This is a genomic window from Microbacterium sp. TPD7012 (genome assembly GCF_003075395.1).
Taxonomy (GTDB): domain Bacteria; phylum Actinomycetota; class Actinomycetes; order Actinomycetales; family Microbacteriaceae; genus Microbacterium.
Window position 1 is genome coordinate 782,164 of sequence record NZ_QDFV01000001.1, and the last position, 24,971, is coordinate 807,134.

Genomic DNA, 24,971 nt, shown 5'->3' on the forward strand with positions numbered 1-24,971 from the left:
CTGAAAGGCAACATCCCATGACGCTCTCCACCTCGCTCGACGGCTACGAGGTCTGGTTCCTCACCGGCAGCCAGCACCTGTACGGCCCCGAGACGCTCGCCCAGGTCGCCGACCAGTCGCAGGAGATCGCGCGCCTGCTCGACTCCGCAGACGACGTGCCCGTGAAGATCGTCTGGAAGCCGGTGCTGACGGATGCCGCCGCCATCAAGCGCACCGCCCTCGAGGCGAACGCCGACGACCGGGTGATCGGACTCGTCGCCTGGATGCACACGTTCAGCCCCGCGAAGATGTGGATCGCGGGCCTGGACGCGCTGCGCAAGCCGCTCGCGCACCTGCACACGCAGGCGAATGTCGAGCTGCCCTGGGCCGACATCGACTTCGACTTCATGAACCTCAACCAGGCCGCGCACGGCGACCGCGAGTTCGGGTACATCCAGACGCGCCTCGGCGTGCCGCGCAAGACCATCGTCGGGCACGCCTCCGACCCGCGCGTGCGCCGCGAGCTCGGCACCTGGCAGCGCGCCGCCGCGGGGCTCGCCGCGTCGCGCGACCTGAAGCTCGCCCGCTTCGGCGACAACATGCGCTTCGTCGCCGTGACCGAGGGTGACAAGACCGAGGCCGAGCTGCGCTTCGGCGTGCAGGTGAACACCTGGGGCGTGAACGAGCTGGCGGATGCCGTCGCCGCGGCATCCGACTCCCAGATCGACGCGCTGGCGGCCGAGTACGAGGAGCTGTACGAAGTCGTCCCCGAGCTGCGGAAGGGCGGCGAGCGGCACCAGTCCCTGCGCGACGGCGCCGCGATCGAGATCGGGCTGCGCTCGTTCCTCGAGGAGGGTGGCTTCGGCGCCTTCACGACCTCGTTCGAGGACCTCGGCGCGCTGAAGCAGCTGCCGGGCCTCGCCGTGCAGCGGCTGATGGCCGAGGGCTACGGCTTCGGCGCCGAGGGCGACTGGAAGACGGCGATCCTCGTGCGCATCGCGAACGTCATGGGGGCAGGCCTCCCGGGTGGTGCCAGCCTCATGGAGGACTACACGTACGACATGACCCCGGGCGACGAGCTGATCCTCGGCGCGCACATGCTCGAGGTCTCGCCGTCGCTGACGACCGCGAAGCCGACGCTGGAGATCCATCCGCTCGGCATCGGCGGCAAGGACGACCCGGTGCGCCTGGTCTTCACCGCCGACCCCGGTCCGGCGATCGTGGTGGCGCTGAGCGACATGCGCGACCGCTTCCGGCTCACCGCGAACGTCGTCGAGAACGTGCCGCCGCGCGCCTCCCTCCCCAAGCTCCCGGTCGGCCGCGCGGTGTGGAAGCCGGCGCCCGACTTCACCACCAGTGCGGCCGCCTGGCTCACCGCGGGTGCCGCGCACCACACGGTCATGTCGACCGCGGTGGGTCTCGAGGCGTTCCGTGACTTCGCTGACATGGCCGAGGTCGAGCTGCTCGTGATCGACGACAGCACGACGCTGCCGGAGTTCCAGAAGCAGGTGCGCTGGAACCAGGCCTACTACCGTCTCGCGCAGGGACTGTGATGACGGCGGGGCTGCGATCCGGGCGGCAGCTGCGCCTCGCCGGCCACGGCTACGAGGCGATCATCGCGAGCGTCGGCGCCTCGCTGCGGATGCTGACGTCCGAGGGGCGCGACCTCGTCGTGCCGTTCGACGCCGACGAGGTGCGGCCCGGGTACCGCGGTGCGACCCTCGCTCCGTGGCCCAACCGGATCGTCGACGGCCGCTACCGCTTCGGCGGCGCCGTGCACCAGCTGTCGCTGACCGAGCCCGGGCGCGGCCAGGCCCTGCACGGACTTCTCGCCTGGGTGGAGTTCTCCGACCGGCTCATCCTCGACGATCGCGTCGTGCTCGCCGCCGTGATCGAACCGCAGTCCGGCTACCCGTTCCGCGTCGAGGTCGAGGTCGAGTACCGCCTCGACGCCGACGGCCTGCGCCAGACCGTCACCGCCCACAACATCGGAGCGGATGCCGCGCCCTGGGGCACCGGACCGCATCCGTATCTCGTGGCGGGCCCTTCGACAGGCTCAGGGACCCAGGGAGGCGACTCGGCACCTCCGGTCGATGCCTGGACGCTCCTCCTTCCGGCATCCGAGGTCCTGACGGTCACTCCCGATCGCCTGAGCCCGGTCGCGGTCGAGCCGGTGGCGGAGCATCCGGAGTGGGATTTCCGCGCAGCCCGTCGGATCGGCGATGTCTTCATCGACCACGCGTTCACGGGTCTCGCCCGCACCGACGGCGTGGCCGAGGTTCGGCTGACGACCGACGCCGGGACGGGCGTCGCGATGACCTGGGACGAGCGCTGCCCGTGGGTGCAGGTGCACACGGCCGACAATCCAGGACTCGACGGCATCCATCGGATCGGCCTCGCGGTCGAGCCGATGACCTGTCCACCCGATGCCTTCAACTCCGGCACGGATCTCGTGACGCTCGCCCCCGGCGCGGAGCACGCCGCGAGCTGGCGCATCCGGGCGGTGTAACCGAGGTTCTTCGGTTTCGGTCGCCGTTCGTGCCGTCTCACGCGCCGGGAGCCGGCAGCAACGGCGACCGGAACGCGTAGCGACGACGGGAACTGCGACCTGAGGCTCAGCCGCCGAGCACCGCGGCCGCCTGACGGACGGCGCCGAGGGCGACGTACTCGCCGGCCGGCGGCACCTCGACTGGGATGCCGAGCACCTCAGGGGCGATCGCCCGCACGGCCTCGGACTGCGCGCCGCCGCCGATCAGCAGGGCCCGATGCAGGGGCACGCCCTCCTCGCGGAGCGCGTCGAGGCCCGCACCGAGACCGGACAGCATCCCCTCGACCGCGGCTCGCGCCAGGTTCTCGCGGGTCGTCGAGGCCAGCGTCATGCCGCTGAGCGTGGCCGTCGCATCCGGCAGGTTCGGGGTGCGCTCTCCCTCGAAGTACGGCACCAGCGAGAGCCCGTCGGCACCCGACGGCGCCGAGAGGGCCAGGCGGCTGAGCTCGTCGTGGTCGACACCCAGCAGTGTCGCCGTGACGTCGAGCACTCGGGCCGCGTTGAGCGTGCACACCAGTGGCAGGAAGTGTCCGTCGGCGGAGGCGAAGCCCGCGATGATCCCGGTCGCATCGGCCGACGGCGCCTCGCTCACGGCGAAGACCGTGCCACTGGTGCCGATCGAGACGACGACATCTCCGGGACCGGCGCCCAGTCCGAGGGCTGCCGCGGCGTTGTCGCCGGCGCCGGCCGCGACGCGTCGGCCCGCGGCATCGGTCACCCACTCGTCGGCGCCCAGCACTCGCGGGAGCATCGCGTCATGTCCCAGGGCGGCGATCAGCAGCTCGCGGTCGTATCCGCCGGTCGCCGCACTCCAGTACCCCGTGCCCGAGGCGTCGGAGCGGTCGGTGACGAGCTCGGCGAGGTCGGGCCCGAGCGGTGCGGCATCCGCCCCCGCCGGGCCGTACCCGCGCAGCCGCCAGGTCAGCCAATCGTGCGGCAGGGCGATCGCCGCCACGCGCGCCGCGTTGTCGGGTTCGTGATCGCGGAGCCAGCGCACCTTCGAGATCGTGAAGGATGCCACGGGCACGAGTCCCGTGCGGTCGGCCAGCTCCTGCGCCCCGAACTCGTCGACGAGCGCGGTCGCGGCATCGGCCGACCGGGTGTCGTTCCAGAGCAGCGCGTCGCGGATGACCCGGCCCTCGGCGTCGAGCGCGACCATGCCGTGCTGCTGCCCGCCGATGGCCCACGCCGCGATGTCGTCGAGTCCGCCTGCCGCCGCGAGCGCCGCCTGCAGCGCGACCCACCAGGCGTCGGGGTCGACCGAGGTCCCGTCGGGATGCGATGCCCGACCGGTGCGCACGACGGCACCGGTCGAGCTGTCGACGACGACGACCTTGCACGACTGCGTCGAGGAGTCGACGCCGAGGACGAGGGTCATCGCGGACTCAGCGCGCGCCGAGCAGGTGCTCGGTCGCCAACTGCTGAAGGCGCACGAAGCCGAAGCCGTGACCGCCGAGGTAGGCGTCGGCGTCGAAGTCCTCGTAGGCGCTGCGGTCGGCGAGGAAGTCGTCGTAGCTCTCGCCGGGGTTGAGCGTCGGCGTGGACAGCTCGGCGACCTTGGCGGCAGCCAGCGCCTCCTGCACCTCGGGGTCGGCGCGGAAGGCCGCGGCGCGCTCCTTGAGGAGGAGGTACGTGCGCATGTTCGCGGCGGCGGAGTCCCAGACCCCGCTCTCGTCCTCGGTGCGGCTCGGCTTGTAGTCGAAGTGCCGGGGGCCCTCGTACGCCGGGACGCCGTTCGGTCCGCCGTTCTCGAGCAGGTCGACCAGCGAGAAGGCGTTGTGCAGGTCGCCGTGACCGAACACGAGATCCTGGTCGTACTTGATGCCGCGCTGGCCGTTGAGGTCGATGTGGAACAGCTTGCCGTGGTACAGCGCCTGAGCGATGCCGGCCGTGAAGTTCAGACCCGCCATCTGCTCGTGCCCGACCTCGGGGTTCACACCGACGAGTTCGGGGCGCTCGAGGGAGTCGATGAACGCGATCGCATGTCCGAGCGTCGGCAGCAGGATGTCGCCGCGAGGCTCGTTGGGCTTCGGCTCGATCGCGAAGCGGATGTCGTAGCCCTTGTCGGTCACGTAGTCGCCGAGCAGGTTCACCGCTTCGCGGTAGCGCTCGAGCGCCGCGCGGATGTCCTTGGCGGAGTCGTACTCGGCGCCCTCGCGGCCGCCCCACATGACGAACGTCTTGGCGCCCAGCTCGGCGCCGAGGTCGAGCTGACGGAAGACCTTGCGCAGCGCGTAGCGGCGCACGTCGCGGTCGTTGGAGGTGAAGCCGCCGTCCTTGAAGACCGGGGCGCTGAAGAGGTTGGTGGTGACCATCGGCACGATCAGCCCGGTGTCGGCGAGCGCGCCCTTGAGCCGGTCGATCTGGTTCTGCCGCTCGGCATCCGTCGATCCGAACGCGAACAGGTCGTCGTCGTGGAAGGTGAGCCCGTAGGCACCGAGCTCGGCGAGCTTCTCGACCGCGTGCACCACGTCGAGGGCCGGACGCGTGGGTCCGCCGAACGGATCGGTGCCGTTGTAGCCGATGGTCCAGAGGCCGAACGAGAACTTGTCGTCGCGGGTCGGGGTGAGGCTCATGATGCTCCTTCGCATGGTGCGGCGCGCCGACATGCAGAAGTCGCCGTGCTCAAATGTTGTGAGCAACAACATATAGCCTGGAGTGCAGGATGTCCAGCCTCCTAGACTGAGACGCCGAACCGAATGCGAGGACGATGTGACGGACGCTTCGACGGGGCGCAGCGCAACCGCGGCGCTCAAGGACTCGGGCGACGGCGTGCGTGCGCGCAATCTCGCGCGGGTCCTGCGGCTGGTGCACCTGGGCGGAGCGCAGTCGCGGGCGCAGCTGACGACCGCGACCGGTCTGAACCGCTCGACGATCGCCGACCTGGTCGCCGAGCTCGTGAACGAGGGCTGGGTCGTCGAGCGCGATCCCGATCCGGTCGGACGGGTGGGGCGGCCCTCACCTGTCGTCGCGGCATCGCCGAGGGCGGTCGTGATCGCGGTGAACCCTGAGATCGACGCGGTCGAGATCGCGGCCATCGACCTCTCCCGCACGATCGCGGTCCGCGAGCGCATCGAGTCCGCGACGCTGCTCACCGCCGTCGAGGTCGCCGATCTCGTCGCGGCCGTCGTCGATCGCTGGCGCGACGGCCCGCTCGCGGATGCGCGGCTGGTCGCGGTCGGGGTCGCCGTGCCCGGCCTCGTGCGCGCGGCCGACGGGCTCGTTCGCAACGCCCCGCACCTCGGCTGGACGGATGCCCCGGTGCGGGCGCTGATCGCCGAGACGACGGGACTCCCGACCGCCGTGGGGAACGATGCGAGCCTCGGCGCGCTCGCCGAGCATCTCTTCGGCGCGGCACAGGGCGCCGACGACGTCGTGTACCTCAACGGCGGCCCGTCCGGCATCGGCGGCGGCATCATCGTGCACGGCTCCCCGGTCGGCGGAGTGGGCGGGTACGCCGGCGAGTTCGGTCAGAACCGGGTCGACCCCACTCGCTCGGCCGTGCTCGAGGATGACGTGAGCCGTGCTCGCCTCCTGGCGGTGCTGGACCTCGCGTCGGCTGACGATGCGACGCTCGCGGAGTCTCTCGCTGCGGCATCCGATGCCGACCCCGTCCGCGAGGAGTGCGCGCGTCAGCGCGGGCTGCTGGCGCAGGCGATCGCGGATGCCGTGAACATCCTCGATCCCTCGGTGGTCGTGCTGGGTGGCTTCCTCGCCCAGCTGGAGGAGCTCGACCCTGAAGGCTTCGCCGCCGACGTGGCCGACCGCGCGATGGCGGAGAACGCGGAGGGGCTCCGCATCCTCCCGGCATCCCTCGCCGCCGACCGGCTGCTGCTCGGTGCGGCAGAGCTCGCCTTCACGTCCGTCGGCGTGATCTGACGAGCCCCGCCCGCCGGCCGATCAGGCGAGGGCTGCCACCAGCGCCCGCGCCGCCGACTCCGAGGACTGAGGGTTCTGCCCCGTGATGAGCAGTCCGTCCACGATCGTGTGGTCGCTCCAGGCCTCGGAGACCTCGACGTCGGCGCCCAGCGCGCGAAGAGCGCTCTCGAGCAGGAACGGTGCGCGGTCGGCGAGACCGGCCTGACGCTCCTCCTCGTCGGAGAAGCCCGTGATCCGGCGTCCGGCGACGACCGGCTCGCCCGAGGCCGTGCGTGCGGGAAGGAGGGCCGCGAGGCCGTGGCAGACCGCGGCGAGCGGGCGTCCGGCGGCGAGGGTCGCCGTGATGAGCGCCGCCGAGTCGGCATCCTCGGCGAGGTCCTGCATCGGACCGTGACCACCGGGGTAGTACACGGCGTCGTAGGCCGCGGGATCGACGTCGGCCAGAACCAGGGGCGTCGCGAGCGCGGAGATCGCCGCGATGGATGCCGCGTCGCCGTCCGCCACGCTCGCGGCGTCGGCGATCGGGGGCACCCCTCCCGGAGTGGCGAACACGATGTCGTGACCGGCTTCGGTCAGCAGTCGGTAGGGGGCGAGCAGTTCCTCGGCCCAGAACCCGGTGGGGTGCGCGGTGCCGTCGGTGAGGGTCCAGGTGCGGGCGGCGGTGACGACGAAGAGGACGGTGGACATGGATGCTCCTTCAGGGGGTGACGGATGCCGAGCGGATGCCGGTATCGAGCACAACCGTCGGGCTTTGCGCGTCCTTCCGATAGATTCACGATATGAGCGATCGGAATTCCGATGGACTGAGAGACGTCGCGCTGTGGCGGACGTTTCTCGCGGCATATCGATCGCGTTCGGTGTCGGCGGCGGCGCGGATGCTGGGACTCGCGCAGTCGAGCGTGACCGCGCAGCTGCAGGCACTGGAGGCGCGGATCGGCGAGCCGCTGTTCGACCGCCACGCGCGCGGCATCCGTCCCACCCCTCGGGCCGACGATCTCGCGAACCGGCTGGCGGGTCCGCTCGACGCGCTCGCGACGGCGCTCGGATCGCCTCCGCCCGCCGATGCGCCGCCGGTCCGACTCGGCGGCGCGGGCGATCTCCTCGCGGTGCTGGCGGCTCCCGCGCTCGCCTCGGCCGTGGCGGGAGGCCTCCGGGTCACCATGACGCCGGGACTCGCGGCCGACCTGCTGGACCGGATCGCGACGGGGAGCCTCGACCTCGTGGTCTCGGCGGTGCGACCGCGCGGTCGCGCGCTCCCGACCGTCGCCCTCTTCGACGAGGAGTTCGTCCTCGTCGCATCCCCCTCGCTCGGGATCGAGCCGTCGGTCGACCTGCGGCCCGATGCGCTGGCGTCGACGCCGCTTCTCGCGTTCGCACAGGATGTGCCGATCCTCCGCCGCTACTGGCGGCACGTGTTCGGGATCCGACTCGAGCGCGCACCCGCTCTCGTCGCTCCCGATCTGCGCGCCCTCGTCGCCGCGGCGGTGGCGGGTGCGGGAGCCACGGTGCTGCCCACCTATCTGATCGCCGGCGAACTGGCCGACGGGCGGCTGGTGGTCCTGCGCGAGACCGACGACCCGCCGATCAACACCCTCTACCTCGTGCGGCGCCCCGGGCCGCTCGCCGAAGGGGTCGCGGTGGTCGAGCGCGCGCTGTGCGACGCCGTCGCGGACCTCTGATTCAGCGCGCGAACCAGCTCCGCAGCGAACGGGTCACGAAGGGCAGCACCCAGTAGGTCATGATCGGCGTGAGCACCAGGGTCGTGGCGAGCACGCGCAGCCAGATCGGCAGAGCATCCCAGCCGGGGATGGGACTCATGGCGTAGGTGAACGCGAGGTTCACGGGGAAGAAGCCCAGCCAGATCGAGACCGCCTGCTTCCAGCGGGGAGGGGCGGGCGCGACGGTGACGGTGGTGGTCCCGCCCTCGGGCGTCGGCAGGGTGATGCTGCCGGTGGTCGGCTCGTCGAACCAGCCCTCGATGCCCGTGCGGCGCTTGGAGCGCTCGCTGCGGATGAAGCCCTCGCCCATCGAGAGCCACCATTCGCGCTCGCCGGACTTCTCCCATGCGACGAGGGATTCCTCGTTCGCGAAGCGGTAGAGCATGTGCCAGATCTGGGAGTCCTCGCCGGCGCGGACCCAGCCGGAGCCGAGGAATCCTGGATACTTCGTCGCGAGGTTCACGCCCGTCTGCACCCAGACGGTCGCCTCGGTGATGCGGTCGGGGTCGACCTCGCGGCGGATGGACACGGTGATGGGTTCGGACACGATGCAGTCCTCGAAGACGGGGAGCCCGGATCACGGGCTGCCGAAGCGGCTGCGCCGGGGTGCGGGCGCACGTCGATTCTATTTCGGCTCGGCGGGCACGCGGAATCAGGCGATCTCATGAGGCTCCCGGGAAAGAGAGGACCCCCGCCGACCCGATTCGGCGGGGGTCTCGCGGCGTGGGCGCCGCGACGGGAGCGAGAGTGCTCACCGAGTGCGCGGATGATGTGACTACCCGATCCGGTCTGAGTCTCCTTGCCCGCGCATCTGCAGTTGTAATCGACCGAGGTGACGGGACGGTGAACGCGGCGCGAACATCCGCGCGCGGACGCTGTTCCTCATTTACAAGGATGTCCTAGTAAATGATCGGATGCCGGAGTAAACTCCCAATATGCCAATGATGGCTCGGAGGGATGTCACACAATGACTCGTACTATCCCGCACTTCGTGGGCGGATCGCTTCTCACCCCGGACACCGGTCGCTTCGCCGACGTGTTCGATCCGAGCTCGGGCGCCGTGCAGGCTCGTGTGCCACTGGCGTCGGCCGACGAGGTGCGCGAGGTGATCGCGAACGCCGAGGCGGCGCAGATCGCCTGGGCCGCGACGAACCCGCAGAAGCGCGCCCGCGTGCTGCTGCGCTTCCTCGATCTCGTGCAGCGCGAGATGCAGTCGCTCGCCGAGCTCCTCGCCAGCGAGCACGGCAAGACCGTCGACGACGCCAAGGGCGACATCCAGCGCGGCCTCGAGGTCATCGAGTTCTCGGCGGGTGCCCCGCACCTCCTCAAGGGCGAGTACTCGACGGGGGCCGGGGCCGGGATCGACGTCTACTCGATGCGGCAGCCGCTCGGTGTGGTCGCCGCGATCACTCCGTTCAACTTCCCGGCGATGATCCCGCTGTGGAAGGCGGGTCCGGCGCTCGCCGCGGGCAACGCCGTGGTGCTCAAGCCCAGCGAGCGCGACCCCTCCGTGCCCGTGCGCATCGCCGAGCTCTTCCTCGAAGCGGGTCTTCCCGCCGGCGTGCTGAACGTCGTGCACGGCGACAAGGAGGCCGTCGACACGCTGCTCACCGACGAGCGCATCCGCGCCGTCGGCTTCGTGGGGTCCACCCCGATCGCCGAGTACATCTATTCGACCGCCGCGGCGCACGGCAAGCGCGCGCAGTGCTTCGGCGGCGCGAAGAACCACATGATCGTGATGCCGGATGCCGACCTCGACCAGACCGTCGACGCGCTCATCGGCTCCGGCTACGGCTCGGCGGGGGAGCGCTGCATGGCGATCTCCGTGGCCGTCCCGGTCGGGCAGGAGACCGCCGACGCGCTGGCCGCGAAGCTCCTCGAGCGGGTGGGGCAGCTGCGCATCGGCCCGTCGCTCGCGAAGGACGTCGACTACGGACCGCTCGTGACCCGCGCCGCGGTCGAGCGGGTCGAGGGCTATATCCAGCAGGGCATCGACGAGGGCGCCACGCTTCTCGCCGACGGCCGCGGCTTCACCGTGGACGGCTACGAGGAGGGCTTCTACCTCGGCCCGACGCTGTTCGATCACGTCACGACCGACATGGCGATCTACCGCGAGGAGATCTTCGGACCGGTGCTCGTGATCGCACGGGCGGCCGACTACGAGGAGGCCCTGCGGATGGCGTCGGAGCACGAGTACGGAAACGGCGTCGCGATCTTCACCCGCGACGGAGATGCCGCCCGCGACTTCGCCGCCCGGGTGCAGGTCGGGATGGTCGGCGTGAACGTGCCGATCCCGGTGCCGATCGCCTACTACACGTTCGGCGGCTGGAAGCGCAGCGGCTTCGGCGACCTGAATCAGCACGGCGCCGACGCGTTCCGCTTCTACACGAAGACCAAGACCGTGACGAGCCGCTGGCCATCGGGCATCAAGGACGGTGCCAGCTTCGTCATCCCGACCATGCACTGACCCGCCCTTCGACAAGCTCAGGGATCCAGAGAAATGACAATGACCACCGTCACCACCACCGCCGAAGAGCGCGAGGCCATCCTCGACGCCGTCCGCGACTTCGCGGAGACCGAGCTCGCGCCGTACGCCGCCGAGCGCGACGAGAAGCACATCTTCCCGCGGGAGTCGCTGAACAAGGCCGGAGAGCTCGGGCTCGGCGGCATCTACGTCCGCGAGGAATTCGGCGGCACGGGCCTGAGCCGCACCGACACCGTGGCGATCTTCGAGGAACTCGCGAAGGGCGACCCCGCGGTCGCCGCGTACATCTCGATCCACAACATGGTCGTGTGGATGATCGACACGTACGGCGACGACCCGCAGCGGAGTGCCTGGCTGCCGCAGCTCACCGCGATGCAGGAGTTCGGCGGCTACTGCCTCACCGAGCCCGGTGCCGGCTCGGATGCCGCGAACATCGCCGCGAGTGCGGTCCGCGACGGCGACGAGTACGTGCTCACCGGCGTGAAGCAGTTCATCTCCGGTGCGGGTGAGGCAGCGGTCTACGTCGTCATGGCGCGCACCGGAGAGCCGGGCGCCCGCGGCATCAGCGCGTTCCTGGTCGCCGGCGACGCGGAGGGACTCAGCTTCGGAGCGCCGGAGAAGAAGATGGGGTGGCACGCCCAGCCCACGCGGCAGGTGATCCTCGACGGCGTGCGCGTTCCGGCATCCGCTCTTCTCGGTGAGGAGGGTCGCGGCTTCGCGATCGCGATGTCGGCGCTCAACGGCGGTCGGCTCAACATCGCCGCATGCTCGCTCGGCGGGGCGCAGTGGGCGCTCGACAGGGCGGTGCAGTACGTGCACGAGCGGGTCGCCTTCGGAGAGCCCCTGGCCGAGAAGCAGTCGATCATGTTCGCGATCGCCGACATGCGCACCGACCTGCAGGCGGCTCGCCTGATGGTGCGCGACGGCGCCGAGGCCGTCGACCAGCACGCCCCGGATGCGACCATGCGGTGCGCGATGGCCAAGCGCTTCGCCACCGACGCCGGCTTCGACGTCGCGAACCGGGCGCTGCAGCTGCACGGCGGATACGGCTACCTGCAGGACTACGGGATCGAGAAGGTCGTGCGCGACCTGCGCGTGCACCAGATCCTCGAGGGGACGAACGAGATCATGCGCCTGATCGTCGGTCGCGAGATGCTGCGACCCGCGGGGTCGTCGTCGATGCGGAGTGCATCATGACGAGCGTCGCGTTCCTCGGCCTCGGGCACATGGGTCTGCCGATGGCGAAGAACCTCGTCGCCGCGGGCCACGAGGTGCACGGGTTCGATCTGGTGCCCGCCGCGATCGAGGCGGCGCAGGCGGCGGGGATCGCCGTGGCGTCGAGCGGGGCGGATGCCGTGGCCGACGCGGATGTCGTCATCACGATGTTCCCCGCGGGGAAGCACGTGATCGAGGCGTACCGCTCCGAGCTGCTCGCCGCCGCGCGCCCCGGCACCCTGTTCATCGAGTCATCGACGATCGCGGTCGACGAAGCCCGTGCGGCGCATGCGCTGGCGATCGCCGCCGGTCACCGCAACGTCGACGCTCCCGTGTCGGGCGGCGTCGTCGGGGCCGAGAACGGCACCCTGGCCTTCATGGTCGGCGGGTCCGACGAGGACTACGCCGCTGCCCTTCCGCTGCTCGAGGTCATGGGCAAGCGGATCGTGCACTGCGGCGGACCGGGCCTCGGCCAGGCAGCGAAGGTGTGCAACAACATGGTCCTCGCGGTGTCGCAGATCGCGGTCGCCGAAGCGTTCGTGCTGGGGGAGCGTCTGGGCCTCGAGCATCAGGCGCTGTTCGACGTGGTCTCGCAGGCGTCCGGTCAGTGCTGGTCGATCACGACCAACTGCCCGGTGCCGGGACCGGTGCCGACGAGCCCCGCCAACCGGGACTACCAGCCGGGGTTCGCCGGCGCGCTGATGGCCAAGGACCTGGGCCTCGCGCTGCAGGCGATCGAGCAGACGTCGACGGATGCTCAGATGGGACGGCTCGCGCAGCAGATCTACGCCGCGTTCGCTGCGGGCGACGGTGCGGGCCGGGACTTCTCCGGCATCATCACCGACATCCGCGACGCGACCGACTGACCGATGCCCGCCAGTTTGCAGGTCGGCGATACATCTGCAGGTCGCATCCGCGCATCGAGACCTGCATCTGTCTTTTCGACCTGCAAACTGCGCCGGGAACTGCGGGTCCGGGTCGAGCGACGAGACCGCACGCAGGGCGATACTGGGATGACCACGACGGAGAGGGCCACATGACCGAGTACGAGACGATCCTGGTCGAGCAGCGCGGACGCGTCGGGTGGATCACCCTGCACCGGCCGGAGGCGCTGAACGCCCTCAACAGCCGGCTCGCGGAAGAGGTCACGGCCGCAGCGGTCGCCTTCGACGAGGACGAGGGTGTCGGCGCGATCGTCGTGACCGGGTCGGAGAAGGCGTTCGCGGCGGGTGCCGACATCAAGGAGATGGAGAGCATGTCGGCCGCGGAGATGCTCGAGACCGACCACTTCGGCGCCTGGCATGAGTTCGCGGCGGTGCGCACGCCGGTGATCGCTGCCGTCTCCGGCTTCGCGCTGGGCGGCGGATGCGAGCTGGCGATGATGTGCGACATCATCCTCGCAGCCGACACCGCGAAGTTCGGACAGCCGGAGATCAATCTCGGCGTCATTCCGGGCATGGGCGGCACGCAGCGTCTGATCCGCGCCGTCGGATACTACAAGGCCGCTGAGCTGGTGCTCTCCGGACGCTTCATGGGCGCCGAGGAGGCGGAGCGCTCAGGTCTCGTGTCGCGCGTCGTCCCGGCATCCGATCTCCTCGCCGAGACGGGGAAGCTCGCCGAGACGATCGCCTCGAAGTCGTTGCCCTCGGTCTATGCGGCCAAGGCGGCTCTGGACGCGGCGATGGAGACGACGCTCGCCGAGGGGCTGGCGCATGAGAAGCAGGCTTTCGCCGCGCTCTTCGACACCGCCGATCAGAAGGAGGGCATGTCGGCCTTCCGGGAGAAGCGTGCACCGCAGTTCGAGAACCGGTGACGGGTGTCGGGGTGTTCACAATTCAGCAAGAATCCGGCGGATGTGCCCGGAAAGGACTCGCCAGAGCCGGTGAAGCCATGATCCTGCTGAATCATGAACGGTCAGCTGCGGAGACCGTCGACGATCTTCGCGATCCTGCGCTCCCGGGTCGCCTCCTGCTTCGCGTCGGCGACCGTGCGGGCGTGCTCCTTGCGGGCCGAATAGCTCAGCGCGTCGAACGCCGCACGCACGGCCGGGTCGGCATCCAGCGCACTGGCGAGTTCGTCGGGCACGTCGACCGTCCGCTCGGCGGAGTCGACCCGGATGACGGCGTCGATCTCCTGATCGATCTCGAGGCCGAGATCGCTGCGCACGGCCTTGCTGAAGCCGATCATGTTCTCGCTGCCCATGCGCGCGACACGCAGTCGCGCCGTGCGTCCGCCGATCGTGACGGCCACCGGGAAGGCCTTGCCTGCCCCGAAGGACGCGACCTGCTCGTCGCTGAGCAGGATCGCCGCGGCGGGACCACGGCCGGTGAGGACGGTGTGCAGGCGCAGTTCGCTCATGCCGACAGATTACGCCCGTGTCCCGCGACTTCTGCGGAGAGGATCGCGTTGCGTTCCTCGATCAGCCGGCGCATGTACGCGCGCATGAAGACGGCATCGACGAGCCGGCCGAGCGGACCGAACGGCGAGTGGAAGGTCACGGTGTCGCGCATGAGGGTGCCGGTCGGATGCTCGTCGAACCGGTGCTCGTGCAGGAAGGCCCCGAAGGGGCCGGCGATCTGCCGATCGGAGAATCCGCGCGGCGGATCGATGTCGAAGACCACCGAGCGCAGGCGGAAGCGGATGCCGAGATGGCGCGCCTGCCAGGTCACGGTCGAGCCCTCGGTGAACACCCCGCCCGCCGGAGGCTCGACCATCGTCTCGCCGTACCGTGCCATGGAGCGCACGTGCAGGCCCGGATCGAGCGAGGCGCCGAAGACTTCGGCCGGTGGGGCGGCGATGATCGTCTCGAGGACGAACCGCGCCACGTCAGAGCGCTTCGGGCTGGGGGCGCGGGTCGGCGAAGTCGCCGGCGTCCTTGCGCATCCTCGCCACGATCGCGACGAGCTCGGCGGCATCGTCGCGGCTGAGACCCGGATCGGCGAAGACGTCGGCGTTGAGGGCCTCGGTCGCCCGCTCGACGAGCTCGCGGCCGGCATCCGTCAGGGCGAGGAGTGCGGCGCGGCCGTCGTAGGGGTGCGGCGCACGCACGATCAGGCCGTCCCGCACGAGCCGCTCGGCTGTGCTCGTCACCGTGGTCGCATGCACCTGGAGCCGGGCGACCACGCTCGACAGCGGCAGGCTCCCCGCGCGGCTGAACGCCAGCAGGCGCAGCACCTCGTAGCGAGCGAAGCTCAGCGCGAACGGCTTCAGGGTGGCGTCGACGCGGGCGAGCAGCAGCTGTTGCGCGCGCATGACCGAGGTGACGACGGTCATGCCGTCGGCGGCATCCGTCCATCCGTGCGCGAGCCATTGCCGCTTCGCCTCGGCGAGCGGATCAACGGGGAGCGGTCGGGATTGGGCCACATCCCTACGGTAGCGGCGGGAGGCCGGTGCGTCGGGACGGCGCGCGACGCGCCCATCGTCGGAGTCCGTGGGTCTCAGTCGCAGAGGTGCTGGGACTCAGTATCGCGGTCTAGAATTGCAGCAGTCGTGAGGAGCAATCGATGAAGATCTTCGTCCTGGTCAAAGAGGTGCCGGACACCTATGGCGATCGCAAGCTGAATCTCGAGACCGGCCTCGCGGATCGGGCGGCAGGCGATGTGGTCCTCGACGAGATCACGGAGCGTGCCCTCGAGGTCGCGTTGGCCTTCGCCGACAAGAACGAGGGCACCGAGGTGGTCGCCCTCTCGATGGCACCCGCGGGGTCGACGGCATCCGTCCGACGCGCTCTCGCGATCGGCGCAGGGTCAGCCGTGCACATCGCCGACGAGCAATTGGCGGGTGCGGATCTCGGACTCACGGCCGAGGTGCTGGCCGCGGCCATCCGCCGCGGTGCTCCCGACCTGGTGATCACCGGGAACCTGTCGACCGACGGATCCGGCGGCGTGATCCCGGCGATGCTCGCCGAGCACCTCGGCTTCGCGCAGGCCACCGCCCTCAGCTCCGTCGAGATCACCGCGGATGCCGTCGCCGGCACGCGCGCCGCGGATGCCGGCGGCCAGCAGATCTCCGCTCCGCTTCCTGCCGTGATCTCGATCACGGAGGCGCTCCCTGACGCCCGGTTCCCGAACTTCAAGGGGATCATGGCCGCGAAGAAGAAGCCGCTCGACGTGCTCTCGCTCGCCGACCTCGAGGTCTCGGCCGACCCCGCCGCCGCGCCGCGCACCATCATGACCGCGGTGGCCGAGAAGCCGCCGCGGGCGGCGGGCGTGAAGATCACCGACGAGGGCGATGCCGCCGAGAAGCTCGTCGAGTACCTCGTGCAGAACAGGCTGGTGTGAGATGACCTATCCCGAGAAACCCCATCCTCGTCCTCATCGACGTCGACCCGTCGGGCGATGCCGCGAGCAGCACAGCCGCACTGATCGGCGCGGCGTCGACGATCGGCGCCCCGATCGCGCTGGTGGTCGGCGGCAGTCAGGCGGCGGTGGATGCCGCGGCAGTCGCCGGCGCTGCGGTCGTGCTGACCGCCGACGGCGACGCCACGGCGCTCACCGTGCCGATCGTCGACGCGCTGCAGGCCGCTTTCGACCGGGTGGAGCCGGATGCCGTGCTCATCTCGAACTCGATCACGGGCCGCGACGTCGCCGGGCGGTTCGCCGTGCGCGCTCGACTCGCTCTCGCCGTGGATGCGGTCGGCGTCTCGCGCGACGACGAGGGCATCGTCGCGCACCACTCCGTCTACGGCGGCTCGTATCTCGTCGATGCGGCTGCCACCTTCGGCGCCCCCGTCATCACTGTGCGACAGGGCGCGGTCGATGCGCGCGCCGAGGCCGTGGCATCTCCGACCGTCGAGGCGCTGCAGGTCGCGGCATCCGGTGCGGTCGCCGCGAAAGCCGGTGCGGTCGAGGCGGTCGAGGTCGCCTCCTCCCGGCCTGAGCTCCGGGGGGCGACGCGCGTCGTCTCCGGCGGACGCGGCCTCGCATCGAAGGAGAAGTTCGTGCTCGTCGAGGAGCTCGCCGATGCGCTCGGCGCCGCCGTCGGCGCCTCGCGCGCGGCAGTGGATGCCGGGTACATCCCGCAGTCGCACCAGGTCGGACAGACCGGCGTCTCGGTGTCTCCGCAGCTGTATGTCGCTCTCGGCATATCCGGGGCGATCCAGCACCGCGCCGGCATGCAGACCTCGAAGACGATCGTCGCGATCAACAAGGACGGCGAGGCCCCGATCTTCGACGTGGCCGACTTCGGCATCGTCGGCGACCTCTTCACCGTCGTGCCGCAGGTCATCGCCGCGCTCGAGGCGCGGAAGAAGTAGACATGGCCCTTCGTCAGGCTCCGGGACCGGCGAGCATGCGGCGCGGACTCCCGCGCGTGCCGGGCGGCGAGCCGTGGCCCCCGGCGGGTGCCACGGCCGAATGGGTCGCTGAGCCTGTCGAAGCGTCTGCGGCTGCGGGCCCTTCTGCGAGCTCAGGGACCCAGGTTGCGGGCAGTGCAGAGGTGACTCCCAGTTGGGTCGCTGAGCCTGTCGAAGCGTCTTCCGCCGGGGGCCCTTCGACAAGCTCAGGGACCCAGGTCGCGGAAGGTCCGGTCGCGCGCATGCGTCGCGGTCTGCCTCGCGTCGTCGGCGGCGAGCCCTGGCCACCCGCCGGCACGGCTGCGGTCGGTTCCGCGACTGACCGTGGCGCCGCGCCCACCGTGGGGGCCGACATGCCAGATGTCGGACATTCGACCCCAACCGGTCCGACATCTGGCGTGTCGACCCCCGACGCGGCGTCGGCTGCGCCCGAGGCGGTGGCGACGCCCGTGGCTGCGGCAGCCGCCGTGACGCCGGCACCCGGCGAGTCCTCGGTCCGTCGAGGTCTTCCACGCGTCGCCGGAGGCGAGCCCTGGCCGCCGGCCGGAACGGCTCCCGCGTCGGGAGACGTTTCGTCTCGGTCGGCTTCGCCGTCCTCCCTCGACGACCGGGAGTCCGACGTCGGCGCCGTCGTCGTCGTCCAGCCCGAAGCATCCGCGCCCGCCGCCCTCCTCTCCGCCGACCTCGACACCCCGCTGCCGTGGACCCGCACCGTCTGGAACGGCCGGGCACCCCGCCACGTGGCCGTCGCACCGGCATCCGCTCGTCGTCTTCCGACGTGGCCGCAGGCGATCGCCGGGCTCCTCGGCGCCGCCGCTCTGGGCCTCGTCGCCGGTGCGGCGATCGCGTTCGTGCGCACGCTCCTCAGCTTCCCGTTCATGCAGGACTTCCTCGCCGCCTTCCCCGGCGAGTACGAGCCCGCGATCGCGGTCGAGCCGGGCTTCGCGCCGTGGGTCAACTGGGCGCACTTCTTCAACATGTTCCTGATCGTGCTGATCATCCGGTCGGGGCTGCGCGTGCGCAGCGAGAAGCGGCCGACGGTCTTCTGGACGCCGCGCGGCAACCAGAAGGGCAAGATCAGCCTGACCCTGTGGTTCCACCAGGCGCTCGACCTGCTGTGGATCATCAACGGCGTGATCTTCGTGGTGCTGCTGTTCGTCACCGGGCACTGGGTGCGCATCGTGCCGACGAGCTGGGAGGTCTTCCCGAACGCGCTCTCCGCAGCGCTGCAGTACGTGTCGTTCGACTGGCCGCACGAGAACGGCTGGAACAACTACAACAGCCTGCAGCAGCTCGCCTACTTCGCGACCGTGTTCATCGCCGCGCCGCTGGCCGTCGCGACCGGCTTCCGGATGTCGGGGCTATGGCCGAAGAAGGCCGAGAAGCTGTCGAAGGCCTACCCCGTCGAGTGGGCCAGGGCGCTGCACTTCCCGATCATGCTGTACTTCGTGGCGTTCATCGTCGCCCATGTCGCGCTCGTGATGCTGACCGGGTTCCTGCGCAACCTGAACCACATGTACGCATCGCAGGATGCCGTGACCTGGACCGGCTTCTGGGTGTTCATCGCCTCGCTCGTCGTGCTGGCGGTCGCCTGGTTCGCGGCGCGACCGCTCGTGCTCGCACCGATCGCGAAGCTCTTCGGCCAGGTGTCGGGCCGGTGAGCCCGGAGAGCGACGACGCGCGCATCGCCGACTACTGGCGCGATGCGCGAACGGCGCTGCCGGAGCTGCCGGAGACTCCGCCCGAGGCGTGGGGTTTCGGCGCGACCCCCTGGCAGGCCGATGAGCTCCTCGCGCTGGTGCTCGCCGGGCTGAAGGACGGAACCGCGTCGTCCCTGTGGGACTACGAGGCGAACGGGGACCCGCTGCCGGCGGTCGGAGAGATGAGCATCATCCTCGACGGGTCGGGTGCACCCCGAGCGGTGATCGAGACCACGGCGGTCGAGATCGTCCCCTTCGACGAGGTCGACGAGGTGCACGCCAGCGCCGAGGGTGAGGGTGACCGTACCCTCGCGCACTGGCGCGAAGTTCACGAGCAGTATTGGCGTGAGCACTCCGAGAACGCCCGCGGCTATGCGCCGGACATGCCGGTCGTGTGCGAGCGGTTCCGGTTGATCCACGCCGCGTGAACCCGCGAACGCGCACGCGCGCGACGAGGGAGAGGAAGAAGAACATGGCAGAGGCATACATCGTCGACGCGGTGCGCTCACCGGTCGGCAGGCGCGGCGGCTCGCTCTCCGGCATCCATCCTGCCGATCTCGGTGCGCACAGCCTGCGCGCGCTGGTCGACCGGGTCGGCATCGACCCGGGGCTGATCGACGACGTCATCCTCGGCACGATCGATGCGATCGGCGGGCAGGCCGGCAACGTCGCCCGCACCGCCCTGCTGGTCGCAGGCTTCCCGGAGCACGTTCCGGGCGTCACGATCGACCGCCAATGCGGGTCGAGTCAGCAGGCCGTGCATTTCGCGGCGCAGGCCGTGATGAGCGGCACGGCCGACCTCGTGATCGCGGGTGGGCTGCAGAACATGTCGCAGGTGCCGCTCACGTCGTCGGCCCTCGTGGGGGAGGCGTTCGGATTCACGACGCCGTACGCGGAGTCGCCCGGATGGCAGGAGCGGTACGGCGACCAGGAGATCTCGCAGTTCGTCGGCGCCGAGCTGATCGCCGAGAAGTGGGACATCACCCGGGAGCAGATGGAGCAGTTCGCGCTCGAGAGCCACCGCCGGGCGGCGCTCGCCCAGGACGAGGGCCGTTTCGCGCGTCAGATCGCCCCGCTGGGCGGCCTCGACCACGACGAGGGCGTGCGTCGCGACACGACGCTCGAGCGGATGGCGGGCCTCGCGCCGCTGCGTCCCGGCGGCCGCATCACGGCCGCGGTGTCGTCGCAGATCAGCGATGCGTCCAGTGCCGTGCTCGTCGCGAGCGAGCGGGCGGTGAAAGAGCACGGCCTCGTGCCCCGCGCTCGTGTGCACCATATCTCCGTGCGTGGCGACGACCCCGTGTTCATGCTCACGGCGCCTATCCCCGCGACTCGGCGTGCTCTCGAACGCACCCGCCTCACGATCGACGACATCGACCTGTTCGAGATCAACGAGGCGTTCGCCTCGGTCGTGCTCGCCTGGATGCGCGAGCTCGACGTCCCTCACGAGAAGGTCAACGTCAACGGCGGAGCGATCGCCCTCGGCCACCCGATCGGCGCCACGGGGACACGCCTGATGACCACGCTGCTCGCCGAACTCGAGCGCACCGGGGGCCGCTACGGACTGCAGACGATGTGCGAGGGCGGTGGCGTCGCCAACGTCACGATCATCGAGCGACTCTGACGCGCGTCTGCGAGACCCACGGCGCCCGACTCAGGAGCGGACGAAGCGGACCTCGGTCAGCGTCTCGCCGAGGAAGGGCTCGGTGTGCGTGGCGCCGTCGAGCGTGAAGCCGTTGCGCGTGTAGAACCGGTGCGCGCGGGGGTTGTCCTCGGCGACCCAGAGGTACAGCGGCTCGTCCTTCTCCACGGCGGCGTCGAAGAGTTTCTGGCCGATGCCGGTGCCGTGCAGTGCGTCGAGCAGGTAGATGAAGTAGAGCTCGCGGAACGCCGGGGCATCCTTGTCACGGGCGGGGCCCGAGCCGACGAACCCGACGATCTCGCCGTCGACCAGCGCGGCCCTCATGGTGAACTCGGGGCCCTGGGCCGCCCAGTGCGTCCACAGCTCCGCCATGCGGCGGGGCGAGACCCGCTCGAGCGCAGCCTTGCTGATCAGGTGGTCGTAGGTCTCGTGCCAGCACTGGGCGTGCACGCGACCGAGAGCCTCCGCGTCCACATCACGGACCGGACGGACGATGACTTCAGGCTGGGCTTCGGCGCTCATGCCGCGACTCTACGCGCGGCATTCCAGATCAGGAAATCGAACGGATGCCGTGCGCGGAGTGATCGAAACCGATGGAGGATTCGTACAACGATGTTCGCGGATCGTTCGTCGATGGCTACGATCGATCTTCGTGAATGTGATCTGGCGCACGCTCCTCGTGATCCTCCGTGCTCGTCGCCGTGTGCGTCGGGGAAAGACGCTCGACCCGACAGCCGTCGGCACCGTCCGCGTCACGACGCTCCCCACCGATCTCGACATCCTGCGGCACATGAACAACGGCCGGTACCTGTCGCTGTTCGACCTCGGGCGCTGGGACCAGCTCATCCGCACGGGGCTCTTCGACGCCATGAAGGAGCGCGGCTGGTACGCGGTCGTATCGAGCGAGACCATCACGTTCCGCAAGTCGCTGCAGCTGTGGCAGCGCTTCGAGGTGCAGTCGCGGTTCATCGGCCATGACGAGAAGGCTCTCTTCATGGAGCACCGGGCTGTGGTCGACGGCGAGGTCTACGCGCGCGCGATCGTGCGGGCGCGGATGCTGCGTCGCACCGGCGGCACCGTCAGCAATGAGGAGCTCTTCGCCGCGGTCGGCAAGCCCGACGGCGTGCCGGAGATCGATCCGTGGGTGCACGACTGGGCCGCGGCATCCGCTCTTCCTCCCGTGCGCACGAAGGCGCCGAGCGTCTGGTCGTAGCGCCGGTATTCCGGATGGCGCTCGACGCGGTAGTTTAGGGCCGTGCTGGGGATCCTGACCACGACCGGACGCGTGCTGATGAGGCACTGGCCGGCACTCATGGCGTGGTACCTCGCCGGAGTGCTCGTGCAGTACGTGATCGGCCAGGTCGCAGGATTCATCGGAGCCTCCTCGGCGACGCTCGGCTTCCTCGTGCTGCCGATCGGCATCCTCGCGCGACTGATCAGCATCGTCGCGATGTTCCTCGTGTTGCGCGATGGCCTGCGCAACCTGCAGGAGGTCGCCCCTCTTCCCGCGGATCCGGTCGAGCGTCGGCGCACCTTCCTCTCGGCGTTGCTCGCCGGCATCCTGCCCTTCTTCGCCGTGTACTGGGCGCAGGGACTGCTCCGCGAGGATGTGAACGCCTATTCCACGCGTGCCCTGGAGGTGCGCTCCGGCATCATCTTCACCGCCAGCGTCAACGGTGACGGCCCGGTGAGCGATCAGGACACGGTCCTGAACCTGCCCTTCAACGTCTGGACGGTCGCGATCATCGTGATCGCGTTCGCCGGGCGGTGGGCGTGGTCGAAGTGGTCGGCCAAGCTCTCGACCTGGCTCGCGCCCGTGGCTGTCTACTTCGAGGTCGTGTGGGTCTTCTTCTCGGTCATCCTGCTGGGCGATCTCTTCGACGCCATCAAGGCGTGGGTGGACAGCCGTGCGGCGATGGCGTTCCTGGAGGATGTGCGGGAGCGGATCCTGGATGCCGTCGCGCCGCTGCGCTGGCTGTGGGAGGCGATCGGATGGGTGCTCACCGAGGCGGGCCCCGTGCTCCTCGCTCCGCTCGCCTGGCTCACGATCGCCGGTGTCGTGTTCGGTCAGGCGATCGTCGCGGAGAAGCTGCGCGTGGAGAACCAGCTGATCTCCCGATTCCGCCAGCATGCGACCGTGATACCGAACCCTGTGGTGCGGAGGCTGAAGGATCTCGGTGACGAGCTCGGCGCGCGCTTCCGGCCCATCGGGCGTGCGATCCTGCTGATGTGGCGGGCCGGGCCGCTGCTGGTCGCCTCATATGCGCTGTTCTACGTCGCCGTGAAGGCGCTCGAGTCGTACCTCTCGCTCGGGATCACGAGGCTGATCGGCCCGCACGAGTTCCTGACCTGGGCGATCATCCTGCCGGTGGTCTCGATCGTGCCGCTGCTCCTCACCGAGCCCCTGCGCATCGCCGTCATCAGCGGTGCCTACGACGCGACACTGGGGCGTCTGCGCCGCCGCCCGCAGGAGCGCGCGGACTCCGCGACCGTGTCGTCGGAGGAGACCGAGATGCGCGCCGTCGCCGACGCCGCCGGTCTGCTGCCTGCCTCAGCGGATGCCGTCGCCGCCGCGGTCGTGTCGGCACCGCCGCGGGATGCGGTCGGCGGTCAGTCCTCGAGCGTGAACCTGAGGAACGATCCGCCCGCCTCCTGAGGCCAGACGTCGACCCAGAACGGGCCCTCGACATCGTCCGGGACGACGAAGGGGACGATCAGCTCGTAGTCACCCTTCTCGTCGCTCACGCAGGTCTCCGGCTCCTCCGAATCGGAGAGCAGACCCATCTCGGACCGCGCCGTCTGCCATTCGCGACCGCTCGCCTGATGCACGAGGACCGGCGCCGTGCACGTGACGCCGTCCGTCCCGGCGTCGACGGGAACGCCGACCGCGATCACCTTCGCGCCGTCGGGGACATCGAATCCGCTGAGGTCATCGATCTCGCCTCCGCGCACGGGGCCCCAGGTCGCTCCGACGAGCTCGGCCGACGCGTCTTCCTCGACGACGATCGGCTGGAACGGACGGGCCTCGAACCCGTAGTACTGGTGCCACTCGTGCCACCCGATGCCGATGGCCGTCCCCGGGATGAGCACGACCAGGGCGATCAGGGCGAGGCGATTGCGCCGCCACCACGGCGGCGACCGCGTGGGCTCCGGCTGCGGCTGCTCGCGGATCGGGGGAGGGGGGATCGTCATCGCGCCCATCCGTTCTCGTCCAGGAGCACCTCGACCTCGACCGGGAGATCGTCGAGCACGATCGGAAGCTCGATGAGACCGTCGAGCAGCACCTCGTTCGGCGATCCGTTCGGCACGCCCAGCCGGAGAGTGGCAGTGCCGACCAGGGCGTCGGCGGGGAGCTCGAACGCGAGGCTTCCGGCGCGCGCGACGCCGGTGACGAGCCGCTGCTTGGCGAAAGTCGTTCCGCGGTCGGTGGCGCTGAAGGTGCGATCGCCGACGACCAGCTCGGCGAGACCGAGGATGGCGGCCTCCTGGGTGACGACCGAGGCGGCCTCCAGATCGACGACGACCCAGGTGCCCTCGGCAGACCAGCCGTCGGCATCCGTCACGCGGCTGGCGGCGTGCACATCGGTGACCGTGACCTCGAGGTTGCGCACAGAGACCGGCTCGTCGAGCGCGGCGACGGTCGGGAACGCCGCGGTCGAGGCGTCGTCGGGCAGCGTCGCCTTGGACACGCCCCACGCCCCGGCGAGCAGCACGAGCGTGAGAGCCCACACCAGGATCTTCTGCTTCACGGCGTCGCCACCTCCTCGATCGTGGTCGTCAGCGTCGCGCCGACGATGACGTCGGTCCAGTAGTCGCCGCGCATGATGCTCTGGCCGACATAGTGGGTCGAATCGGGGAGCGTCAGCCGGATCTCGTCGCCGTCGTGGAAGTCATCGGGCCCCACGATCCAGGCGAGCAGGATTCGGGTCGGCACGTCGGGCTGCAGCGTCGGATAACCCAACCCGTCGTCCGCGCGGGAGGCCTCGGGTCGGTCGTCGATCCCGTCGATGCGGATGCCGTCGACGACCGGGGACTTCTCCGTCAGAGCAGCGGATTTCCGCGGCTTGTCGAAGGTGTTGACCACGTCGACGGTGACGACGAGCACGCGCTCGCTCTTCTCCTCGTCGGGGAAGACCATCACGTTGTCGGGGTCGTCGCTGAGCTCGACGCCGACGACCGTCATCTCGAGGTCGGATCCCGCGAACGTCTCGCCGACTGCGACGGTGGGCGTCGGGTCGACCGCCGCGGCCTCCAGGCCGCCGAAGATCGCGGTGGCACCGAGCAGCACAGCGCCGGCACCGGTGATCAGCCACGAGGTCGGGATGAGATCGATGCTCCGCCGTGCCCAGCCGAGCACCTTGGCACGCGCTCCCGCGTTCGCGGATGCGACGCCGCGGGCATCGGGCTGCGCTCCCGGCTCGCCCGGCGGTGTCGCGTTCACGGAAACAGCATAGAGCCGCGGGCGCGCTTGCGCGGTGGGGAGCGGTGCCCGGTACGCGGCATACGTATTCC

General features: G+C 70.2%; 26 protein-coding genes. 15 read left to right on the plus strand and 11 right to left on the minus strand.

Translation table 11 applies throughout. The features are described from left to right. Window positions 1-17 precede the first annotated feature (17 nt). Both araA and DC434_RS03720 read left to right on the plus strand, forming a co-directional pair. Window positions 18-1,532 (plus strand): L-arabinose isomerase, encoded by a 1,515-nt coding sequence (araA, locus tag DC434_RS03715; protein ID WP_116633890.1) that lies wholly within the window; start codon window positions 18-20, stop codon window positions 1,530-1,532. Then, a complete protein-coding gene (locus DC434_RS03720) occupies window positions 1,532-2,488 on the plus strand; it encodes an aldose 1-epimerase family protein (RefSeq protein WP_116633891.1) in 957 nt (318 codons plus the stop codon). The genes araA and DC434_RS03720 overlap by 1 nt, the downstream gene beginning before the upstream one ends. A gap of 106 nt (window positions 2,489-2,594) precedes the next feature. Here the strand turns inward: DC434_RS03720 and DC434_RS03725 are convergent, their stop codons facing one another. Beyond that, entirely contained in the window at window positions 2,595-3,905 is a 1,311-nt protein-coding gene (locus DC434_RS03725) for an FGGY family carbohydrate kinase (protein WP_116633892.1), read from the minus strand. A gap of 7 nt (window positions 3,906-3,912) precedes the next feature. After that, the gene (gene xylA, locus DC434_RS03730; protein WP_116633893.1) at window positions 3,913-5,103 is read right to left on the minus strand and encodes a xylose isomerase; all 1,191 of its coding nucleotides are present in this window, start codon (window positions 5,101-5,103) and stop codon (window positions 3,913-3,915) included. Between the two features lie 136 nt (window positions 5,104-5,239). On the opposite strand from xylA, the gene DC434_RS03735 reads away from it, so the two are divergent. Further along, window positions 5,240-6,406 carry an ROK family transcriptional regulator gene (locus tag DC434_RS03735; protein WP_116633894.1) on the plus strand — a complete coding sequence of 389 codons (1,167 nt, stop codon included), beginning with the start codon at window positions 5,240-5,242 and terminating at the stop codon, window positions 6,404-6,406. Window positions 6,407-6,427: 21 nt separating this feature from the next. Here the strand turns inward: DC434_RS03735 and DC434_RS03740 are convergent, their stop codons facing one another. Further along, window positions 6,428-7,093, minus strand: a complete 666-nt coding sequence (locus DC434_RS03740) for a type 1 glutamine amidotransferase domain-containing protein (RefSeq protein ID WP_116633895.1) — start codon at window positions 7,091-7,093, stop codon at window positions 6,428-6,430. Between the two features lie 92 nt (window positions 7,094-7,185). On the opposite strand from DC434_RS03740, the gene DC434_RS03745 reads away from it, so the two are divergent. Beyond that, complete coding sequence (locus tag DC434_RS03745) at window positions 7,186-8,085, plus strand: LysR family transcriptional regulator (RefSeq protein ID WP_116633896.1); 900 nt, start codon at window positions 7,186-7,188, stop codon at window positions 8,083-8,085. 1 nt (window position 8,086) lies between these two features. Here the strand turns inward: DC434_RS03745 and DC434_RS03750 are convergent, their stop codons facing one another. Beyond that, a complete protein-coding gene (locus DC434_RS03750; RefSeq protein ID WP_116633897.1) occupies window positions 8,087-8,671 on the minus strand; it encodes an antibiotic biosynthesis monooxygenase in 585 nt (194 codons plus the stop codon). Window positions 8,672-9,091: 420 nt separating this feature from the next. On the opposite strand from DC434_RS03750, the gene DC434_RS03755 reads away from it, so the two are divergent. The 4 genes from DC434_RS03755 to DC434_RS03770 all read left to right on the plus strand — a co-directional run bounded on the left by DC434_RS03755 (window position 9,092) and on the right by DC434_RS03770 (window position 13,637). Further along, entirely contained in the window at window positions 9,092-10,591 is a 1,500-nt protein-coding gene (locus DC434_RS03755) for a CoA-acylating methylmalonate-semialdehyde dehydrogenase (RefSeq protein ID WP_116633898.1), read from the plus strand. A gap of 33 nt (window positions 10,592-10,624) precedes the next feature. Then, entirely contained in the window at window positions 10,625-11,806 is a 1,182-nt protein-coding gene (locus tag DC434_RS03760) for an acyl-CoA dehydrogenase family protein (RefSeq protein ID WP_116633899.1), read from the plus strand. Next, window positions 11,803-12,690, plus strand: a complete 888-nt coding sequence (gene mmsB / locus DC434_RS03765; RefSeq protein ID WP_116633900.1) for a 3-hydroxyisobutyrate dehydrogenase — start codon at window positions 11,803-11,805, stop codon at window positions 12,688-12,690. Before DC434_RS03760 ends, mmsB begins: the two co-directional genes overlap by 4 nt. A 170-nt stretch (window positions 12,691-12,860) precedes the next feature. After that, entirely contained in the window at window positions 12,861-13,637 is a 777-nt protein-coding gene (locus DC434_RS03770) for an enoyl-CoA hydratase-related protein (RefSeq protein WP_116633901.1), read from the plus strand. Window positions 13,638-13,738: 101 nt separating this feature from the next. On the opposite strand, the gene DC434_RS03775 is transcribed toward DC434_RS03770, so the two are convergent. From DC434_RS03775 to DC434_RS03785, 3 genes are read right to left on the minus strand one after another with little or no spacing between them, the layout of a single operon-like run. Then, window positions 13,739-14,182: a YdeI/OmpD-associated family protein gene (locus DC434_RS03775; protein ID WP_116633902.1), complete on the minus strand. Its 444-nt coding sequence runs from the start codon at window positions 14,180-14,182 to the stop codon at window positions 13,739-13,741. Continuing rightward, the gene (locus DC434_RS03780) at window positions 14,179-14,649 is read right to left on the minus strand and encodes an SRPBCC family protein (protein ID WP_116633903.1); all 471 of its coding nucleotides are present in this window, start codon (window positions 14,647-14,649) and stop codon (window positions 14,179-14,181) included. Before DC434_RS03780 ends, DC434_RS03775 begins: the two co-directional genes overlap by 4 nt. Window position 14,650: 1 nt before the next feature. Further along, window positions 14,651-15,187, minus strand: a complete 537-nt coding sequence (locus DC434_RS03785; protein ID WP_116633904.1) for a MarR family transcriptional regulator — start codon at window positions 15,185-15,187, stop codon at window positions 14,651-14,653. 140 nt (window positions 15,188-15,327) lie between these two features. Between DC434_RS03785 and DC434_RS03790 the strand changes: the two genes are divergently transcribed. The 5 genes from DC434_RS03790 to DC434_RS03810 all read left to right on the plus strand — a co-directional run bounded on the left by DC434_RS03790 (window position 15,328) and on the right by DC434_RS03810 (window position 20,441). Next, window positions 15,328-16,104: an electron transfer flavoprotein subunit beta/FixA family protein gene (locus DC434_RS03790; RefSeq protein WP_116633905.1), complete on the plus strand. Its 777-nt coding sequence runs from the start codon at window positions 15,328-15,330 to the stop codon at window positions 16,102-16,104. 8 nt (window positions 16,105-16,112) lie between these two features. Further along, a complete protein-coding gene (locus DC434_RS03795; protein ID WP_116633906.1) occupies window positions 16,113-17,078 on the plus strand; it encodes an electron transfer flavoprotein subunit alpha/FixB family protein in 966 nt (321 codons plus the stop codon). A gap of 437 nt (window positions 17,079-17,515) precedes the next feature. Next, entirely contained in the window at window positions 17,516-18,778 is a 1,263-nt protein-coding gene (locus DC434_RS20315) for a cytochrome b/b6 domain-containing protein (protein WP_243408792.1), read from the plus strand. Beyond that, complete coding sequence (locus DC434_RS20320; RefSeq protein ID WP_243408794.1) at window positions 18,775-19,245, plus strand: ASCH domain-containing protein; 471 nt, start codon at window positions 18,775-18,777, stop codon at window positions 19,243-19,245. The genes DC434_RS20315 and DC434_RS20320 overlap by 4 nt, the downstream gene beginning before the upstream one ends. Window positions 19,246-19,289: 44 nt before the next feature. After that, window positions 19,290-20,441, plus strand: a complete 1,152-nt coding sequence (locus DC434_RS03810; RefSeq protein ID WP_116633908.1) for an acetyl-CoA C-acetyltransferase — start codon at window positions 19,290-19,292, stop codon at window positions 20,439-20,441. Between the two features lie 30 nt (window positions 20,442-20,471). Here the strand turns inward: DC434_RS03810 and DC434_RS03815 are convergent, their stop codons facing one another. Continuing rightward, window positions 20,472-20,981, minus strand: a complete 510-nt coding sequence (locus DC434_RS03815; protein ID WP_116633909.1) for a GNAT family N-acetyltransferase — start codon at window positions 20,979-20,981, stop codon at window positions 20,472-20,474. Between the two features lie 130 nt (window positions 20,982-21,111). Here DC434_RS03815 and DC434_RS03820 point away from each other — a divergent pair, with 130 nt between their 5' ends. Together DC434_RS03820 and DC434_RS03825 are read left to right on the plus strand one after the other, a co-directional pair. Beyond that, window positions 21,112-21,672 (plus strand): acyl-CoA thioesterase, encoded by a 561-nt coding sequence (locus tag DC434_RS03820; RefSeq protein WP_116633910.1) that lies wholly within the window; start codon window positions 21,112-21,114, stop codon window positions 21,670-21,672. A gap of 42 nt (window positions 21,673-21,714) precedes the next feature. Further along, the gene (locus DC434_RS03825; RefSeq protein ID WP_116633911.1) at window positions 21,715-23,115 is read left to right on the plus strand and encodes a hypothetical protein; all 1,401 of its coding nucleotides are present in this window, start codon (window positions 21,715-21,717) and stop codon (window positions 23,113-23,115) included. On the opposite strand, the gene DC434_RS03830 is transcribed toward DC434_RS03825, so the two are convergent. The 3 genes from DC434_RS03830 to DC434_RS03840 are packed head-to-tail and all read right to left on the minus strand — an operon-like array spanning window position 23,070 to window position 24,900. Then, window positions 23,070-23,651 (minus strand): hypothetical protein, encoded by a 582-nt coding sequence (locus DC434_RS03830; RefSeq protein WP_133192771.1) that lies wholly within the window; start codon window positions 23,649-23,651, stop codon window positions 23,070-23,072. The two genes, DC434_RS03825 and DC434_RS03830, sit on opposite strands and share 46 nt — an antisense overlap. After that, window positions 23,648-24,208 carry a hypothetical protein gene (locus tag DC434_RS03835; protein WP_116633913.1) on the minus strand — a complete coding sequence of 187 codons (561 nt, stop codon included), beginning with the start codon at window positions 24,206-24,208 and terminating at the stop codon, window positions 23,648-23,650. The genes DC434_RS03830 and DC434_RS03835 overlap by 4 nt, the downstream gene beginning before the upstream one ends. Continuing rightward, complete coding sequence (locus tag DC434_RS03840) at window positions 24,205-24,900, minus strand: hypothetical protein (protein WP_116633914.1); 696 nt, start codon at window positions 24,898-24,900, stop codon at window positions 24,205-24,207. The genes DC434_RS03835 and DC434_RS03840 overlap by 4 nt, the downstream gene beginning before the upstream one ends. Window positions 24,901-24,971: the final 71 nt, after the last annotated feature.

Excerpts from the sequence above, each read along its gene's own strand:
- DC434_RS03770 (WP_116633901.1), top strand. The coding sequence starts at position 12,861 with ATGACCGAGTACGAGACGATCCTGGTCGAGCAGCGCGGACGCGTCGGG.
- DC434_RS03725 (WP_116633892.1), bottom strand. The coding sequence starts at position 3,905 with ATGACCCTCGTCCTCGGCGTCGACTCCTCGACGCAGTCGTGCAAGGTC.
- DC434_RS03720 (WP_116633891.1), top strand. The coding sequence starts at position 1,532 with ATGACGGCGGGGCTGCGATCCGGGCGGCAGCTGCGCCTCGCCGGCCAC.
- DC434_RS03760 (WP_116633899.1), top strand. The coding sequence starts at position 10,625 with ATGACAATGACCACCGTCACCACCACCGCCGAAGAGCGCGAGGCCATC.
- DC434_RS03815 (WP_116633909.1), bottom strand. The coding sequence starts at position 20,981 with ATGAGCGCCGAAGCCCAGCCTGAAGTCATCGTCCGTCCGGTCCGTGAT.
- xylA (WP_116633893.1), bottom strand. The coding sequence starts at position 5,103 with ATGAGCCTCACCCCGACCCGCGACGACAAGTTCTCGTTCGGCCTCTGG.
- DC434_RS03740 (WP_116633895.1), bottom strand. The coding sequence starts at position 7,093 with ATGTCCACCGTCCTCTTCGTCGTCACCGCCGCCCGCACCTGGACCCTC.
- DC434_RS03775 (WP_116633902.1), bottom strand. The coding sequence starts at position 14,182 with ATGAGCGAACTGCGCCTGCACACCGTCCTCACCGGCCGTGGTCCCGCC.
- DC434_RS03830 (WP_133192771.1), bottom strand. The coding sequence starts at position 23,651 with ATGACGATCCCCCCTCCCCCGATCCGCGAGCAGCCGCAGCCGGAGCCC.
- mmsB (WP_116633900.1), top strand. The coding sequence starts at position 11,803 with ATGACGAGCGTCGCGTTCCTCGGCCTCGGGCACATGGGTCTGCCGATG.
- DC434_RS03755 (WP_116633898.1), top strand. The coding sequence starts at position 9,092 with ATGACTCGTACTATCCCGCACTTCGTGGGCGGATCGCTTCTCACCCCG.
- araA (WP_116633890.1), top strand. The coding sequence starts at position 18 with ATGACGCTCTCCACCTCGCTCGACGGCTACGAGGTCTGGTTCCTCACC.
- DC434_RS03810 (WP_116633908.1), top strand. The coding sequence starts at position 19,290 with ATGGCAGAGGCATACATCGTCGACGCGGTGCGCTCACCGGTCGGCAGG.
- DC434_RS03745 (WP_116633896.1), top strand. The coding sequence starts at position 7,186 with ATGAGCGATCGGAATTCCGATGGACTGAGAGACGTCGCGCTGTGGCGG.
- DC434_RS03790 (WP_116633905.1), top strand. The coding sequence starts at position 15,328 with ATGAAGATCTTCGTCCTGGTCAAAGAGGTGCCGGACACCTATGGCGAT.